Source organism: Protofrankia sp. CiP1_Cm_nod3, from assembly GCF_982290655.1.
The window spans coordinates 30220-45044 of the sequence record NZ_CEVIVD010000031.1 but is presented as its reverse complement, the minus strand read 5'-3'; the positions used below and the strand labels follow the sequence as shown (position 1 = coordinate 45044).

At 71.8% G+C, this 14825-nt stretch carries 14 protein-coding genes and 1 pseudogene; 4 read left to right on the top strand and 11 right to left on the bottom strand.

The annotated features are described in order from the left end of the window. The 3 genes and pseudogenes from AC5LUJ_RS08860 to AC5LUJ_RS08850 all read right to left on the bottom strand — a co-directional run. The coding region (locus tag AC5LUJ_RS08860) for a hypothetical protein (protein ID WP_493464755.1) at positions 1–409 on the bottom strand (409 nt) is incomplete at its 3' end. A gap of 36 nt (positions 410–445) precedes the next feature. Beyond that, positions 446–1283, bottom strand: a pseudogene (locus AC5LUJ_RS08855) (IS5 family transposase). Between the two features lie 60 nt (positions 1284–1343). Beyond that, positions 1344–1523, bottom strand: coding sequence for a trypco2 family protein (locus AC5LUJ_RS08850; RefSeq protein ID WP_250281678.1), 180 nt, complete (start codon positions 1521–1523; stop codon positions 1344–1346). Positions 1524–2018: 495 nt separating this feature from the next. On the opposite strand from AC5LUJ_RS08850, the gene AC5LUJ_RS08845 reads away from it, so the two are divergent. Both AC5LUJ_RS08845 and AC5LUJ_RS08840 read left to right on the top strand, forming a co-directional pair. After that, positions 2019–2543, top strand: coding sequence for a helix-turn-helix domain-containing protein (locus tag AC5LUJ_RS08845; RefSeq protein WP_250281680.1), 525 nt, complete (start codon positions 2019–2021; stop codon positions 2541–2543). Positions 2544–2547: 4 nt separating this feature from the next. After that, positions 2548–3147: a PIN domain-containing protein gene (locus tag AC5LUJ_RS08840; RefSeq protein WP_250281683.1), complete on the top strand. Its 600-nt coding sequence runs from the start codon at positions 2548–2550 to the stop codon at positions 3145–3147. A gap of 397 nt (positions 3148–3544) precedes the next feature. Here the strand turns inward: AC5LUJ_RS08840 and AC5LUJ_RS08835 are convergent, their stop codons facing one another. Then, complete coding sequence (locus AC5LUJ_RS08835; protein ID WP_250281685.1) at positions 3545–4864, bottom strand: NYN domain-containing protein; 1320 nt, start codon at positions 4862–4864, stop codon at positions 3545–3547. A gap of 503 nt (positions 4865–5367) precedes the next feature. Beyond that, on the bottom strand, positions 5368–5766 hold the full coding sequence (locus AC5LUJ_RS08830; protein ID WP_250281686.1) for an HIT family protein: 399 nt from the start codon (positions 5764–5766) through the stop codon (positions 5368–5370). Between the two features lie 260 nt (positions 5767–6026). On the opposite strand from AC5LUJ_RS08830, the gene AC5LUJ_RS08825 reads away from it, so the two are divergent. Both AC5LUJ_RS08825 and AC5LUJ_RS08820 read left to right on the top strand, forming a co-directional pair. Then, positions 6027–6392, top strand: coding sequence for a VOC family protein (locus AC5LUJ_RS08825; RefSeq protein WP_250281688.1), 366 nt, complete (start codon positions 6027–6029; stop codon positions 6390–6392). 247 nt (positions 6393–6639) lie between these two features. Further along, entirely contained in the window at positions 6640–8319 is a 1680-nt protein-coding gene (locus tag AC5LUJ_RS08820; protein WP_250281691.1) for a DEDD exonuclease domain-containing protein, read from the top strand. 168 nt (positions 8320–8487) lie between these two features. On the opposite strand, the gene AC5LUJ_RS08815 is transcribed toward AC5LUJ_RS08820, so the two are convergent. The 6 genes from AC5LUJ_RS08815 to ctaE all read right to left on the bottom strand — a co-directional run bounded on the left by AC5LUJ_RS08815 (position 8488) and on the right by ctaE (position 14736). Next, positions 8488–9396, bottom strand: coding sequence for an ABC transporter permease (locus AC5LUJ_RS08815; RefSeq protein ID WP_250281693.1), 909 nt, complete (start codon positions 9394–9396; stop codon positions 8488–8490). Continuing rightward, complete coding sequence (locus AC5LUJ_RS08810) at positions 9353–10219, bottom strand: ABC transporter ATP-binding protein (RefSeq protein ID WP_250281695.1); 867 nt, start codon at positions 10217–10219, stop codon at positions 9353–9355. Before AC5LUJ_RS08810 ends, AC5LUJ_RS08815 begins: the two co-directional genes overlap by 44 nt. Positions 10220–10482: 263 nt before the next feature. Next, positions 10483–12087 carry a cytochrome bc1 complex cytochrome b subunit gene (gene qcrB / locus AC5LUJ_RS08805; protein ID WP_250281698.1) on the bottom strand — a complete coding sequence of 535 codons (1605 nt, stop codon included), beginning with the start codon at positions 12085–12087 and terminating at the stop codon, positions 10483–10485. Continuing rightward, positions 12084–13292, bottom strand: coding sequence for a cytochrome bc1 complex Rieske iron-sulfur subunit (gene qcrA / locus AC5LUJ_RS08800; protein ID WP_250281700.1), 1209 nt, complete (start codon positions 13290–13292; stop codon positions 12084–12086). Before qcrA ends, qcrB begins: the two co-directional genes overlap by 4 nt. Beyond that, a complete protein-coding gene (gene qcrC, locus AC5LUJ_RS08795) occupies positions 13289–14092 on the bottom strand; it encodes a cytochrome bc1 complex diheme cytochrome c subunit (RefSeq protein WP_250281702.1) in 804 nt (267 codons plus the stop codon). Before qcrC ends, qcrA begins: the two co-directional genes overlap by 4 nt. Before the next feature lie 5 nt (positions 14093–14097). Beyond that, complete coding sequence (gene ctaE, locus AC5LUJ_RS08790; protein WP_445548468.1) at positions 14098–14736, bottom strand: aa3-type cytochrome oxidase subunit III; 639 nt, start codon at positions 14734–14736, stop codon at positions 14098–14100. Between the last annotated feature and the right edge of the window lie 89 nt (positions 14737–14825).

Below are 14825 nucleotides of genomic sequence, written 5' to 3'. Positions count from 1 at the left end.
TTGGGTTGATCTCTGGGGTGGGGTGGGGCCGGGTGAACAGGCCGGGTTCGGGTTCGGTGAGAACACCCCGGTCTACCAGCCTTTTCAGTTTGGCTCGCATGTTCTCGACGTGGCGGGGTCCGGTGCCGTGGCCCAGTGCCCGGCAGGCGTCCTTGGCGTGGAGCCCGTCGCCGTCGTCCTGGGTGAACAGGGCCAGCACGTCGCGGTAGCCGGGTGGGAGAGGCTCGGCCGGTGTGGTGTCCTCGGCGGTCAGTTCCAGCACTGTCCGGCGGGTGATCTCCAGGCGTTCCAGGGCCTGGCGCGCGGCGGCGAGCTGCTCACCGAGCCCGGCGATCTCCTGCTGGAGTGCGTCGATGGTCCGCCCGACCCGCACCCGCCGGGCCTCGCTCTGCTCCAGCAACTCGTTCATCGACACTGTGGCACCTTTCCCGGTGCATCCCGCGGGTCAGACCCGCGGGTCACGCCAGGTCGCCGTGGCAGCACGCGTCAGCCGGCGTGCCATCACGTCCACCATCGACCAGCGGATCATCGCGACCGCACTCGACGGTTTCGCTTCGTAGCCCCGGGCCAGACGCCGGTGCAACATCAACGTGCCGAACGTCTGCTCGACTACCCACCGTTTCGGCAGCCGGGTGAACCCCCGCGCTCCCGGCGGGCGGCCGACGACCTCCACGTCGCTCCCCAGGCCGGCCCCATGCTCGACGACCGTGGTCTTGAACCCGGCGTCCACCCACGCCTTGCGCACCGATGGGACGGCGGCGGCCACCCGGTCCAGCAGAGCGGCGCCGAGGGTGTTGTCGTGCACGCTCGCGGCGACCACGGTCACCGCGAGCCTGCAGACCAAGGGTATCGGTGGCGATCCCACGTTTACGGCCTGGGCTTTTCTTCCCCGGGTCCAGGCCGGTGGTGTCCGCCGAGGCGTTGGTCGAGGCCCGCACCGTCTGGGAGTCCAGCACGACCGCGCTCGGATCGGCGTGGCGGCGGTGCTGCTCACGGACCTGCCAGCGCAGCAGATCATGCACGGTCTCGGTGGTGCCGTCGTCACGCCAGGCACCGAAATAGTAGTAGACCGCGCTGACCGGTGGCAGGTCGTGGGGGAGGTAACGCCACTGGCAGCCGGTCCGGGCCTGGTAGAGGACCGCGTTCACGATCTCCCGCAGCGCGTAACGGCCCTCATGCCCACTGACCGACGGATGCCGCGCCTTCCACGCGGTGACGACCGGACAGATCAGTTCCCACGCCTCATCGGACAGATCACTGGGATACGGCCTGCGTTCTGTCATGCCTTCCAGCACAACGCACCCGCCACCGAACGCAAGACGATCAGCCCCACACCCCAAAGATCAACCCAAGTCGAGAACCGGCAAAAGCCTGCAGAACACCCTCTCAAGGGCGAACTCCAGCTCCACCGGCCCCAAAGCGAACCGCGCCGGCTCACCGGCACCCGCCAGCCGCGCCGCCGCCAGCTCCCGGCGCAACGCCCCGATCGCGTCCGACAGCTCCACCCACGGCTCGTCAGCCATCCCAGCCCCCCTATCGTGCGGAACGTTCCGAACCCATCGAACGACCGCGACCCCGACACCCCGACCCGGCCGACCACACCGACGACATCTGGCCGCGCGTCGGACAGCAGCCGCTGACAGCAACAGGTACTCGGCGCGCAGCGCCTCACCCGTGCGCTGACCGATGCGATCAGCGATCCACAGCTGCGAGCTCTCCTCACCCGCCTCGGACACCGCACCGACGGCCCCCTTGGCCATCTGCCTGGCGCGATCGACCAGGCCATCGACAGCGTCGAGATCCTCACCCGACCGAGTCGCCGCCGCGACTATGCACCCGCTCCTGGGCTCCGGGCCTGAGAGCTCCGGCGCACTGATCCGATGGCGGTCGAGTGTCGGGTGCCCGTTCGAGCTGGGGATGGGCGCGGTGTCCGTCAGCGGACGGCTACCATCAAGCGGTCGGCGTAGAATCGAGTGAAACGAGTATGTCGATCGCTCCGATCGTCTTGGAGGCCGTTCATGACCTCGTCCGTCCGACCTGAACCGCTCCACGACGAGACGTACCTGCCGGATGAGGACACCGGTGAGATCATTGACTTCCTGGCCGCGCTTCGCGACCGCGACCGGCGGACCGCCGGCTCACGGCCTCGGCTCACCGGCCCGGACGGGCACAGCGTCGAGCTCCCCGAGCCGATGTTCAACGTCCTTCTACAGGTCGCCGCGGCGATGAAGGCGGGCCTGGGCGTCACGGTGGCTCCGCACCATCTGACGATGTCCACCCAGGAAGCCGCGGATCTGCTCCGTATCTCCCGCACCACCCTGGTCCGGCTGCTGGAGAACGGCGCCATCCCGTTCGAGAAGCCCAGCCGTCACCGCAAGGTCCGCCTCGACGACCTTCTTGAGTACCGGCGGCGCCAACGCCATGCCGCTGATCTCGCCTTCGCTGACATGGTCGCCGACACCGAGCGTCTCGGCCTCTACGACGTCAGCCCCGACGAGACCCGGGCTGCGCTGAAAGCCGCCCGCAAGAACGCCGAAGGCTGACCAGATGTTCTCCGCGCTGCTCGACACCTGTGTTCTAGTGCCCAGCAGGGCCCGCGACGTGCTGCTTGAGATCGCCAGCACCGGTGCCTACCGGCCGCTGTGGTCCACCGAGATCCTGGACGAGCTCGAACGTACCCTGCGCGTGCTGCTCGGCAAACGCGGAACCGCGCCAGAAGAAACCGACGCCTACCTCACCCGCCTCTTCCGGCAGATGAAGACCGCCTTCCCGGAAGCGCCCGTGACCGGCTGGGAACGGCTCGTGCCGACCATCGAACTCCCCGATCCCGACGACCGACACGTGGTCGCCGCCGCCGTGGCCAGCCGAGCCGACGTGATCATCACCGACAACCTCGCGGACTTTCCACCCGCTGCGCTGCCCGCGCCCCTGACCCGCCAGTCCCTCGACGACTTCCTCCTCGACGAACTCGACCTCCACCCAGACCTCGTTGTCAAGGCCGTTCGTGCCATCGCCGCCAGGACCGGCAGATCCGGCCCCACGCTGACCGCCTACGACATCGCTACCTACCTGCATGCCCACGGCACCCCGGCATTCGGCGAACGCCTTCTTGTCGCACTCGGTCAAACGGCAGCACCGGCTCCGTAGTGACGCGGCCCCGGCTCGGCGCAGGTCTGGTCGTTCGCCCGCACCACAATCCCCGCAACAGCGGTCACCAGACGGGCGGAAGCGCCAGAAACTACCAGATCTACAGAACGCACGTTCGACCCGGCAGGCGACCTGCCTACTGTGGCAGTCGCTGGGCGTCGTTCCTGATCGGGACACATGCGGCGACCGAGCGGACCGCGATTTCGGAACTCTCCACCAAGATCGATCGGTTCTCATGCCGCTGCGTTAGGTCCGCTCATTTTCTGATCATGCTTCTGGCCTGCTTGACGTCCTCCGGATCGATCATCGTTTTCACGCGTCCAACCATGCGATCCGAACACTATGATCAACAATACGGGGTTGTTGAAACGACCACGAGCCCTGATGCCGCCGGCGGTCAGGAGCGGTCGAGGCGGGCCAGGAGGGCGGCGGAGGGGACCGGGCGCGCGCCCGAGCGGCGGCTGGTGTCGGCCACCTCGCGGTCCGAGGTGACGACGACGACGGGACGCCCCACCGGCTCGGCCCGCACCAGGCGGACGATCTCCTCGTCGGCCAGCTGGCCGGAGCGGCTGAAGAGCACCCGCACCCCGCGGGGCGCCGCCACCCCGACCGGCCTGGCGGTGACCGCGGTCGCGTCGAACACGACCGTGATCTCGCTCTCGGACGCGCGGCCGGCCAGCGCGCCGAGCCCGGACAGCAGCCGGGCGCGCTGCGCCTGCAGCGTCAACGAGCCGTACCCACGCTTGGTGACGTTGTAACCGTCCACGATGAGATGCACCCCGGGGACGGCGAGCACCTCGTCGATCACGGCCGGGTCGTCCTCGGCCAGGCCGCGGGCGCTGACCCCGCAGAACGGGTCGAGAGGCGCGGCGTCATCCTCACCACGGCCGACGATGTCCGCCGGGTGCAGCACGGCGGTCGGCAGCGCGAGCTCCTTGCGGAAGCCGTTGGCCGCGGCCATCAGCGTGTCGAGCAGGACCCGCAGGCGCACGTCCTCGGCGGAGCGGGCCTCCCGGCTGCCCCGCCGGGACGCGGTCGCGGCGGCTTCGAGCTCGGCGACCCGCTGCCGTAGCCGGCGGGTCTCGGCCTCGGCGTCCCGGGCGGCGGCGACCGCCTCGTCACGGGCCTTCTCCGCCGTCTCGACGGCCTCGTTCGCCGTGCTCTCGGTCCGGCGGAGCCGGTCGGAGGAGGAGCGCAGCCGGCGGCGGGCGTCCTCCACCTCGGAGCGGGCGGCCGCCAGACGTTCCCGCAACTGGTCGTTCTCGGCCTTGGCGCTCTGCCGGAGCGTGTCGAGCTGTTCATGCAGACGTGTGACCGTCTCGGTGGCGTCGACCGCGCGGGCCGACGCCGCGGCCTCGGCCACCTCATGGGCGGCGGCCTCGAGCATCCGTTCCCAGCCGGGCAGCCGCAGGACGTAGGCGACGGCCGCGATCTCCTCGGGCGGCGCCGCCTCGGGCGGCCCCTCGTCGGACTCCAGCGACGCCACGAGCTCGGGCAGGGCCAGCCGCAGCCGCTCGGCGACCCGGCCGCGAAAGACCGCGTCGTTGGCCATGGCCGCCGCCAGCGGCGTCGCTCCGAGCCGGGACCGCCGGGACGGGATGAAGCGGCGGACAGCCACGAGCGTGGCCGGCACGTCCTGTTCCGGGAGATCGGCGAGGGTGTCGGCCGCGAACGCCACGATCTGTGCCCGGACGCTGGACGGAAGCGGCTCGCTCACCCGGACGCCCGTGCAGGCGCGCACGGCGCGTCGCCCAGCCTGCCACCGCCACCTGGCGAGCCGCCGTCCGACGGTCTGCCGCCGGCCACCGCGATACTGGTCGCCGTGGCGCCGTTCGGCCCACCAGGGTGACAATGCCGGAGGCCCGCGGTATGCCCGGCCGCCGCCCCTCGCCCCCCGCCCCGGCCGGGACAGCCGAGCCCGCCAGGGCCGCCGGGAACGGCCTGGGCACGGGCCCGCCCCTGGTGCCACGGCCTCCCCGCCACGGCGCAGCGGACCGGATCCGCGCGTGTCCCCCACCGGATGCGGGCAGGGGGTTCGGGAAGATCGAGGGACACGGCCAGACTCCGGGGCACGTTGGGAACAACGACGACGACACCCCAGCGTATCGGGCCAGCCCGATCCCTCCGGATCGCATGGGTTCTCGGCCGTTTCGTCCAGGCCACAGCGCCAGCCCCGCCCGGCCAGGCCCGCCCGGCCGGCCGGGCCCGTCCTGACAGGCGCTACCGGGCGAGGGCGGCCCGGATGCGCTCGGCGGCGTCGTCGAGCGCATCCGGGTCAGGGCTGTGATCGGCCGCCTCGAACGAGATGTCGGCCTCGGAGTCGATCGGGATGAGGTGCACGTGCACGTGTGGCACCTCCAGCCCGGCCAGCAGCGCGGCCACCTTGCGGGGGCGGAAGGCGGTGTCGATGGCCCGCCCGACCAGGGCCGCGGTGCCCCACAGCTCCCGCAGGACGTCGGGCGGCAGGTCGATCCAGTGGTCGACCTCCAGTCGTGGCACCACCAGGGTGTGCCCCGGCCGGATCGGGGCGATGGTCAGGAACGCCGCGCTGTGGTCGTCCTCGTGGACGATCCGTCCGGGCAGCTCCCTCTTGATGATCCGGGTGAAGATGCTGGCCATGCCCGGACAGTACATGTCGGACGGTGGCTGTATCTGGACGGTATCCGTATCCGGACGGCGTCATCTGGACGGCGTCTGCATCCGGACCGTAGCCGGGTGAGGCCCGACAGTGACCGTACCGCTCCGCCCCACCCGCGCTGGCGGCGGCGGGGACGCCGGCGCGGACGGGCCGGCGGGCCCATGGGTGACGCACCGGCGCAGACCGGTCAGCCATACGGAATCATGCGCCTGTGGCCTGGTTTGAAACGAATGGCATCCGCATGGCCCAGGTAAGCCTGGACTGCGTCGACGTGGAGCTGATGGTCAGGTTCTGGTCGTCGGCGCTCGGCTACGAGGTCGCGCGTCATGATGGCGGCTCGGCCGTCCTGCGCCACCCGGCCGGCGCCGGCCCCAAGCTGCGCTTACGGCGCGTGTCCGGATCGGTGCCGAGCCCGGGCCGGCTGCACCTGGACCTGTACGCGGTGGACGCCGCGCGCGTCGTCGGCTGGCTGTCGTCGCTGGGCGCCCGCGAGGTCGGGCACTACACCGACGGCGCCGACAGCGGCTTCATCCTCGCCGACCCGGAGGGCAACGAGTTCCGGGTCACCACGGCGGGTCAGGACGGGTTCGCCCGGCCGTTCGCGTAACGGGCCGGCGACACCTGGCGACCAGCCGGTGACCGGCGGGCGGGGCGGGAGCCGGTCCGGGAACGAGGCGGGAACGGGACGGGAAAACTGTCGTGAGCGGGGACTAGCGTACCCGTACATGCGCCGGTTCCCCTCCGTGCCGGGCGGCGGCCACCCGGACACGCCGCCCACCTCGCCTGCCGGGCCCCAGCCCCCGCTCCACCAGGGCGTTCCGGCGGGCCGCCAGCTAGACGATCATGTCCGTCCCGTGCTGCCGGCGCCCCAGCTGCCCGAGCCGCCGGCGGAGCTCGGCCGTCCCCTGCGGGAGGTCACCTTCGTCGTGGTGGACCTGGAGACCACCGGCAGCCAGGCGGCCGACAGTGAGATCACCGAGATCGGCGCGGTGAAGATCCGCGGCGGGGATGTCCTCGGGGAGCTGGCGACGCTGGTGCGGCCGGCCGCGCCGATCCCGCCGTTCATCTCGGTCCTCACCGGGATCACCGACGCGATGGTCGCCACCGCGCCGCGCATCGACGCCGTCCTGCCGGCCTTCCTGGAGTTCGCCCACGGCGGCGTGCTGGTCGCGCACAACGCGCCCTTCGACCTCGGCTTCCTGCGGGAGGCGTGCGTACGCTGCGGCCAGCCCGTCCCCGCCTGGGAACATCTGGACACGCTCCGTATCGCCAGGCAGGTGCTGGGCCGGGACGAGACCCCGGACCACAAGCTCGCCTCGCTGGCCCGGCTCTTCCCCGCGGACGCCGGGCCCTGCCACCGGGCGCTGGCGGACGCGCGGGCGACCGTCGCCGTGCTGCACGGGCTGTTCGAGCGTCTGGCCGGCTTCGGCGTGACCACGCTGGAGGAGGTGCACGGGTTCTCCCGCAAGGTCTCCCCCGCCCGGCGGCGCAAGCGGCACCTGGCGGACGACCTGCCGACCGGCCCGGGGGTGTACATCTTCCGGGACAGCGCCGACCGGCCGCTCTACGTCGGGACGTCCCGGTCGGTGCGGGCCCGCGTCCGGTCGTACTTCACCGCCGGTGAGCCGCGGCAGCGGATGGCCGCGATGGTCGCCTCGGCCGAACGGGTGGACGCGGTCACGTGCGCGCACGCGCTGGAGGCGCAGGTCCGGGAGGTCCGGCTGATCGCCGAGCACAAGCCCCCGTACAACCGGCGCTCCCGCAATCCGGAACGGGCGGTCTACCTGAAGATCACCGACGAGCCGTACCCGCGGCTGTCCCGGGTGCGCGCGGCCCGGGACGACGCCACCTACCTCGGCCCCTTCCCCAGCATGGCCGCGGCGGACCTCGCCGCGGCCGCGATCCACGAGGCGATCCCGCTGCGCCAGTGCGCCACCCGGCTGTCCCCGCGCCGGCCCACCGCCGCGTGCGCGCTGGCGGAGCTGGACCGCTGCGGGGCGCCCTGCGACGGCCGGGAGAGCCCGCAGCAGTATGCGCGGCACGTGGCGGCGGCCGTGACGGCCATCACCACCGACCCCCAGGTGGTCGTGGACGCCGCGCGGGCCCGCATCGCCGTCCTCGCCGCCGAGCGACGCTACGAGGACGCGGCCGTCGTCCGCGACCGGCTGCTGGCCTTCCTGCGCGCCGCGCGGCGGCTCCAGCACCTGTCGGCGCTGACCGGCGTGGCCGAGATGACCGCCGCCGCGCCCGGCGAGGAGGGCGGGTGGGACATCGCGGTGATCCGCCACGGCCGGCTCGCTGGGGCGGCCAGCGCACCGGCACGCACCGATCCGTGGCCCTGGGTGACGGCGGCCCGGGCCAGCGCCGAGACCGTGCGGCCGGGGCCGGGCCCCACGCCCTGCGCGAGCGCCGAGGAGACCGAGCTGATCCAGCGCTGGCTGACCGGCCCGGGCGTGCGCCTGGTCGGCCTCGACGGCCAGTGGGCCTCCCCGGTGACCGCGGCGGCCAGGCAGATCGCCCTGCTGGGCGGCTGACCGCCACCCGGCCAGCGCCGCAGGCCCACTGGCGCGGCCAGGCGGCCAGGATGCCCGGGGCGGCCGGGCGCCCCGATAGCCGGGCATCCGGCCACCCCTGCGACCCGGCCACCCCGGCCACCCCGGCCGCGCCGGAAACCCCGGCCGCGCCGGCCGTACCGGAAGCCGCTACCGCGCGAGCCGGCCGAGCAGTGCGCTCGCCGCCAGGATCGTCACGCCGGCGGAGCCGATCAGGACGGCGAAGTCGAGCGGCAGGTGGGCATGCGCGCCGATCAGCAGGCCACGCAGCGCGTCGACCAGGTAGCTCAGCGGGTTGAGGTAGCTGACCACACGCACCCAGGACGGCATGATGTCGACCGGGTAGAGGGCGTTGCTGGCGAAGAACATCGGCATCATGATCGCCTGACCGATGCCCATCAGCCGGTCCCGGGAGAGCACCAGCCCCGCGATCACGATGGACAGGCAGGCGAAGAACGCCGCGCCGATCACCACCGCCACCGCGGCGCCCAGCAGCTTCAGCGGGTTGGCGGTCAGCCCGACGCCGAGCACCGCCGCGAGCAGCACGACGACGAACACCTGGATCAGCGCGCGCACCCCGGCTGCGAAGGCCTTGCCCGTGACCAGCGCGGTGCGTGGCGTGGGCGTGACCATGAGCTTGGCCAGCACGCCCGCGTCCCGGTCCCAGATGATCTGGATACCGTAGAAGATCGAGATGAACAGCGCGGACTGGGCGAGGATCCCCGGTGCCAGGTAGTCCAGATACGGAACGGACCCGGTCGGGATGGCGTGGATGCGGTTGAACGTCACGCCGAAGACCAGCAGCCACAGCGCGGGCTGGACGGCCCTGGTGTAGAGCTCCACCCGGTCGTGGCGCAGCTTCTGCAGCTCCACCAGGGACAGCGTGGCCAGCCGGCGCAGCAGCAGCCGGGCCGCGCCCAGCCTGCTGGCGTCGAAGTCGTCGTCGATGAGGCCGCCGGGCCAGGCCCTGCCGGCCGCGCTCCCGGTGCTCCGGGAATCCCGCTCCCCGGGAGGGCTAGCCAACCCGGCTGGCGGCACGGCGGGTGTGCTGGACGCCACGGAAATCACCTGCCTCGTTGCCGTTGCCGTTGCCGGCGAGCGCGCCGCCGGTGTGGTGCCGGAAGACGTCCTCCAGGCTGGCCCGCGGGCCCAGCGCGGCCTTCAGCTCGCCGGGCACACCGGTGGCCCGTACCCGGCCGGCGTGCATCAGCGCGACCCGGTCGCAAAGGACGTCGGCCTCCTCCATGTAGTGGGTGGTCAGCAGCACCGCCATGCCGTACTCCTCGCGCAGGCGCAGGACGTGCTCCCAGACGCTGTCGCGGGCGATCGGGTCGAGGCCGACGGTCGGCTCGTCGAGGATGAGCAGCCGTGGCGCGTTGACCAGGGCCTGGGCCAGTTCCAGGCGGCGGACCATCCCGCCCGAGTAGGTGCGCGCCAGCCGGTCGGCGACGTCGGTCAGGCCCATGGCCGCCAGCGCCTGGTCGACCCTGGCCCGGCGGTGCCGGCGCGGGACGTCGAACAGGCCGGCGAACAGCGCGACGTTCTCGCGTCCGGTCAGCCCGCTGTCCGCGGAGAGCATCTGCGGGACGTAGCCGATCAGCCGCCGGGCCCGGATCGGCTGGCGGGCCGCGTCCACCCCGAAGACGGCAGCCGAGCCGGCCGCCGGCCGCAGCAGCGTCACGATGACGCGGATCGCCGTGGTCTTGCCGGCGCCGTTCGGCCCGAGCAGGCCGACGATCTCCCCGGGGGCGAGGGTGAGGTCGAGGGAGTCGACCGCGGTCTTCGCACCGAAGCGGTAGGTCAGCCCCCGGACGTCCAGCGCCGGCGGGTCGTCCCGGGCCGGCGCGGACGCGGCCGGGGACACGGAGTGATCGATGGACATCCGGCCTCCATATCTTTTTCTTTCTACAACTAACTATCCACCTCCACGGCTGCCGCGTCACCTGCCCCGGGCCGGCCACCCGCACGCCGGCCCGCCTTCCTCCGCCCAGCGGCGGCCGGCCAGCCGGCCAGCCGGCCGGCCAAACCATCGGACATCCGCCCGAACAGCCCGTAAACGGCCTGGAGCCTCCCACCTCCGGATGACGGAAGCGGAAGGCCCCAGGTAGGCCGTGCGGCGGGAAGAACCGGGAAGAGCTCAGCCGGTCAGTGCCCGCCCTCGGGACGCTGCGGGGAGCCGGTCGGCTCCGGCTGGCGTTCCTCGTCCTCGACGAAGAAGCCGCTGACAGCCCGTCCCGCACGGCGCACGAGGTCGCCCTTGCCGTGCCCCTCCCCCGCGGGCGGCAGGGCCACCCGGTCGGTCGGCACCCGGGGGTGGTCGGGCACCGGCGGCAGCTTCGGCCGGTGCTCCTCGATGAACTCCCCGTTGGGCAGCTGCTGGATGATCCCGGTCTCGATGCCGTGCGCGGCGATCTCGCGGTCACGCTCCTGCAGGTGGATGCACAGCTTCCTGGTGAGGTAGAAGGCGATCGGCGGCAGGACGATGGCGCCGACACGTCCCGCCCAGGTCATCGCGTTCAGCGAGATGTCGAACGTCTTGGCGATGACGTCGTTGCCACCCGAGATCCACAGCACCAGGTAGAACGCGATGGCGAAGACGCCGAGGGCGGTGCGGGTGGGCGCCTCGCGCGGGCGCTGCAGCAGGTTGTGCGACTCCTTGTCACCGGTGACCTTCGCCTCGATGAACGGGTACACGGCGAGCAGGGTGAACAGGATGCCGGGCAGGATCAGCGTCGGCCAGAACACCGCCGGGACGGTGTGCCCGAGCCCACGGAACTCCCACGGCGGGAACAGCCGGGTCGATCCGTCCAGGAAGCCGATGTACCAGTCCGGCTGGGAGGCGGAGCTGACGTTCGCCGGGTCGTACGGCCCGAAGGCCCAGATCGGGTTGATCTGGGCAAGGCCCCCGAGCAGGGCGAGCATCGCGAACACCAGCATGAAGAAGCCGCTGGACTTCGCCGCGAAGACCGGGAAGACCCGGTGCCCGACGACGTTGTGCTCGGTCTTGCCCGGCCCGGGGAAGTCGGTGTGCTTCTGGTGCCAGAGGATGCCCAGATGGGCGCCGATCAGCGCCAGCAGGATGCCCGGCACCAGCAGGATGTGGACGACGTACAGCCGGGGGATGAAGTTCTCGCCCGGCCACTCACCGTTGAAGACGAGGAAGGACGCCCAGGTGCCGACGACCGGGATCGACTGCGCGATGGACGCGGCGATCCGCAGCCCGGTGCCGGAGAGCAGGTCGTCCGGCAGCGAGTAGCCGGCGAAGCCCTCCAGGATGCCCAGCACGAACAGGCCGACGCCGATCAGCCAGTTGACCTCGCGGGGCTTGCGGAAGGCGCCGGTGAAGAACACCCGCATCAGGTGCACCAGGATGGACGCGACGAACAGCAGCGCGGCCCAGTGGTGGATCTGGCGGAAGACCAGGCCCGCGCGGGTGTCGAAACTGATCTCCAGGGTCGACGCGTAGGCGCGGCTCATCTCGACGCCCTTGAGCGGCACGTACGAGCCGTCGTAGACGACCTCGGTGTTGCTCGGGTCGAAGAACAGCGTCAGGTAGATGCCGGTCAGCACCAGGATGACGAAGCTGTAGAGGGCGATCTCCCCGATCATGAAGGACCAGTGGCCGGGGAACACCTTGTTCAGGTTGCGCCGCAGCGCCTCCTGCGTGCCGAACCGTTCGTCGGCCGCCCGGTTGAGCGCGCGGACGGGGCCCGGCCTCTTGACCAGGGGCGGTGGTGGGACGGTGGTCATGAGCGCTCCCAGAAGGCGGGACCGACGGGCTCGGTGTAGTCGCCGTCTCGTGCGATGAAATATCCGTCCGCGTCAACGCCGATCGCCAGCTGCGGCAGGGACCGGCTGGCCGGCCCGAAGATCGCTCGACATCCGTCCAGCACATCGAACACGGACTGGTGGCAGGGGCAGAGCAGGTGGTGGGTCTGCGCCTCGTAGAGGCTGACCGGGCAGCCCGCGTGGGTGCAGATCTTGGAGTAGGCGACGTGGCCGTCGTAGGCCCAGTTCTCCCGGCCCGGCCGCGGCCGATTCTCGTCCGGGCCGAGCCTGATCAGGACGGTGGCGCTGTCGGCCTTCTGGTGCAGGGTGAGCTGGGGCTCGTAGCGGACCCTGCCGTCCGGCTCGGTGACCGGGACCGCCGGGAACACCGTCTCGATGCCGCCGATGGAGATGTCACCGAGCCTGACCGGGGTGCCCTCGCCGGTGACCAGCCGGGCGCCCTTCACCCAGTGGGTGTGGTTGAGCTGCTTGCCCGGCTTGCGGTTGGTCAGGTTCAGCAGCGGTACCACCAGCAGGGCGCCGAGCACCGTGCCCGCGCCGAGCAGGGTCCGGCGGATCAGCGGCCGGCGGGCCAGCCCGGTGTCGGCGTAGCCGAGGGCGACCGTCTCCTCGGTGGCGGCGATCTCCTCGTCCGCGGACCTGAAGGGATGCCGCTCCTGGACGGCCTCCTCGTGCGGCATGAGCCGCTTGGCCCAGATGATGACCCCGAACCCGATGCCGCCCACGGCCAGGGCGAGCGCGGCGCCCAGGGCCGGGGTGTAGTACTCCTTGTGCTTGTCACCGACGAAGTTAGTGACGACGAACCCGACCGTCCCGATGATCGAGACCACGAACCAGAACGCGGCCAGCCGCTCGGCCCGGCGTTCGGCCCGGCGGTCGACCGCCTCGGCGTGGGGATCGCGTACGCTCACGCCCCGCTCGGGCGGCTCGGCCAGCAGGACCGTCGACCCCGCGCGGGTCGAGTCGGTCTGGTGCGGCGGGGTGCCGAGACGCTCGGGACCGTCGTCACGGCCCTGCCGCAGCTCGGGCCCGCCAGCGCCGGCGCCGGCGCCGGACCCGGACGCGGGCTCCCCCGACGGCTTCACCGGGTGCTTGGCCCGGTCGAAGATGCTGCCGCCGTCGCCGGACGGGCCCGGGCCGGCGTTGTCGTCGTCCTGCTTGCTCATACCTTCTGCCTCGCTCCGATCCACAGGCACACCGCGAGCAGGCCGCCGATCCCGACCAGCCAGGCCAGCAGCCCTTCGGGGACCGGGCCGTACTTGCCGAGGTCGTGGCCACCGGCGCCCGAGGCCTCGCTGACGTGCCGGACGTACTTGGCGATCGCGACCGCGTCGGCCTCGTCGATCTGCCCCGGGCCGAACAGGGGCATCGACTCCGGACCGGTCCGCATCGCCTCGATGATCTGGGTCGGGGTGGCGTGGCTGAGGTCCGGCGCGTACTTGCCGTAGGTCAGCGGCGCGCCCGCGCCCGCCGCCTGGTGGCACTGGGCGCAGTTCGCCCGGTACAGCTCCCCGCCGTGGGCCAGGTCGGCGTCGTCCCACTCGGCCTCGTCGATGACCGGCTTCTTCGGGCCGCCGCCGAGGCTGTCGATGTAGGCGGCCAGCTGGTCGATCTGCGTCTGGCTGTAGATCGGGTCCTTGCGCTTGGCCTGCGCGCCCGGCGCGGCCAGCGGCATCCGCCCGGTGCTGACCTGGAAGTCGACCGCGGCCGACCCGACGCCGATCAGGCTCGGGGCCTGGTTGCCGCCCTGGCCCTGCAGGCCGTGGCAGCTTGAGCAGCCCTGGAGGTAGAGGGCGCGGCCCGCCCGGACGGCCTCGTTGGTCGCCGCGGTGTCCTCGGCCGTCCCGCGCGGAGCGAACGCCGTCCACAGCACGCCGGTGGCCGCGAGCGCCACCAGCAGGACCACGGCCGAGGAACGCCGACGCCGGCGTACGGATGCGCGGGCAGCGCCCGTAGATGCAGTCATGTCGCTCACTGGAGGAGGTAGATGGTCGCGTACAGGCCGATCCAGACGACGTCGACGAAGTGCCAGTAGTACGACGTCACGATCGCGGACGTCGCCTTCTCGGGCGTGAACCTGCCGTAGGTCGACCGGGCGAGCACGATCACGAAGGCGACGAGCCCGCCGATGACATGCAGGCCGTGGAAGCCGGTCGTGAGGTAGTACACGGACCCGTAGGCATGGGACGAGATCGAGAACTCGTTCTCGCGGAAGTACTCCCACGCCTGGCCGCCGACGAACACCAGGCCCATGAGCAGGGTGATGACGTACCAGCGGCGCAGCCCGTAGACGTCACCGCGCTCGGCCGCGAACACGCCGAGCTGGCAGGTCAGGCTGGAGAGCACCAGGATCGTCGTGAAGAAGAGCGCGAAGCCGACGTGCAGGTGGACCGGGCCGTACTCGGACCCCGCGGGAACGCCGGTGACCGGCGGCCAGTTGTCGCTGTCGACCGACCGGATCGTGTAGTACATCGCGAACAGGGCCGCGAAGAACATCAGCTCCGATGACAGCCACACGATCGTCCCCACGGAAACCATCGAGGGACGGTTGGCCGTGGGGTGCGGCGGCGGAGCTTTCTCAAGGACGGAGGCGGAGGCCACGTCGGTCATTCTGGCACGCGATCCGCCAGGCGCCACCGTAGGTTCGACATTCGGTAGGACTACGAGCTGTCGAGGGTTCGGCCGAACCCCCGTCCAGC

What these genes read in the sequence shown, in the direction of transcription:
- qcrB (WP_250281698.1), bottom strand. Translation starts at nt 12,087, where the DNA reads ATGACCACCGTCCCACCACCGCCCCTGGTCAAGAGGCCGGGCCCCGTC.
- qcrC (WP_250281702.1), bottom strand. Translation starts at nt 14,092, where the DNA reads ATGACTGCATCTACGGGCGCTGCCCGCGCATCCGTACGCCGGCGTCGG.
- AC5LUJ_RS08810 (WP_250281695.1), bottom strand. Translation starts at nt 10,219, where the DNA reads ATGTCCATCGATCACTCCGTGTCCCCGGCCGCGTCCGCGCCGGCCCGG.
- qcrA (WP_250281700.1), bottom strand. Translation starts at nt 13,292, where the DNA reads ATGAGCAAGCAGGACGACGACAACGCCGGCCCGGGCCCGTCCGGCGAC.
- AC5LUJ_RS08840 (WP_250281683.1), top strand. Translation starts at nt 2,548, where the DNA reads ATGTTCTCCGCGCTGCTCGACACCTGTGTTCTAGTGCCCAGCAGGGCC.
- AC5LUJ_RS08830 (WP_250281686.1), bottom strand. Translation starts at nt 5,766, where the DNA reads ATGGCCAGCATCTTCACCCGGATCATCAAGAGGGAGCTGCCCGGACGG.
- AC5LUJ_RS08850 (WP_250281678.1), bottom strand. Translation starts at nt 1,523, where the DNA reads ATGGCTGACGAGCCGTGGGTGGAGCTGTCGGACGCGATCGGGGCGTTG.
- AC5LUJ_RS08845 (WP_250281680.1), top strand. Translation starts at nt 2,019, where the DNA reads ATGACCTCGTCCGTCCGACCTGAACCGCTCCACGACGAGACGTACCTG.
- ctaE (WP_445548468.1), bottom strand. Translation starts at nt 14,736, where the DNA reads ATGACCGACGTGGCCTCCGCCTCCGTCCTTGAGAAAGCTCCGCCGCCG.
- AC5LUJ_RS08825 (WP_250281688.1), top strand. Translation starts at nt 6,027, where the DNA reads ATGGCCCAGGTAAGCCTGGACTGCGTCGACGTGGAGCTGATGGTCAGG.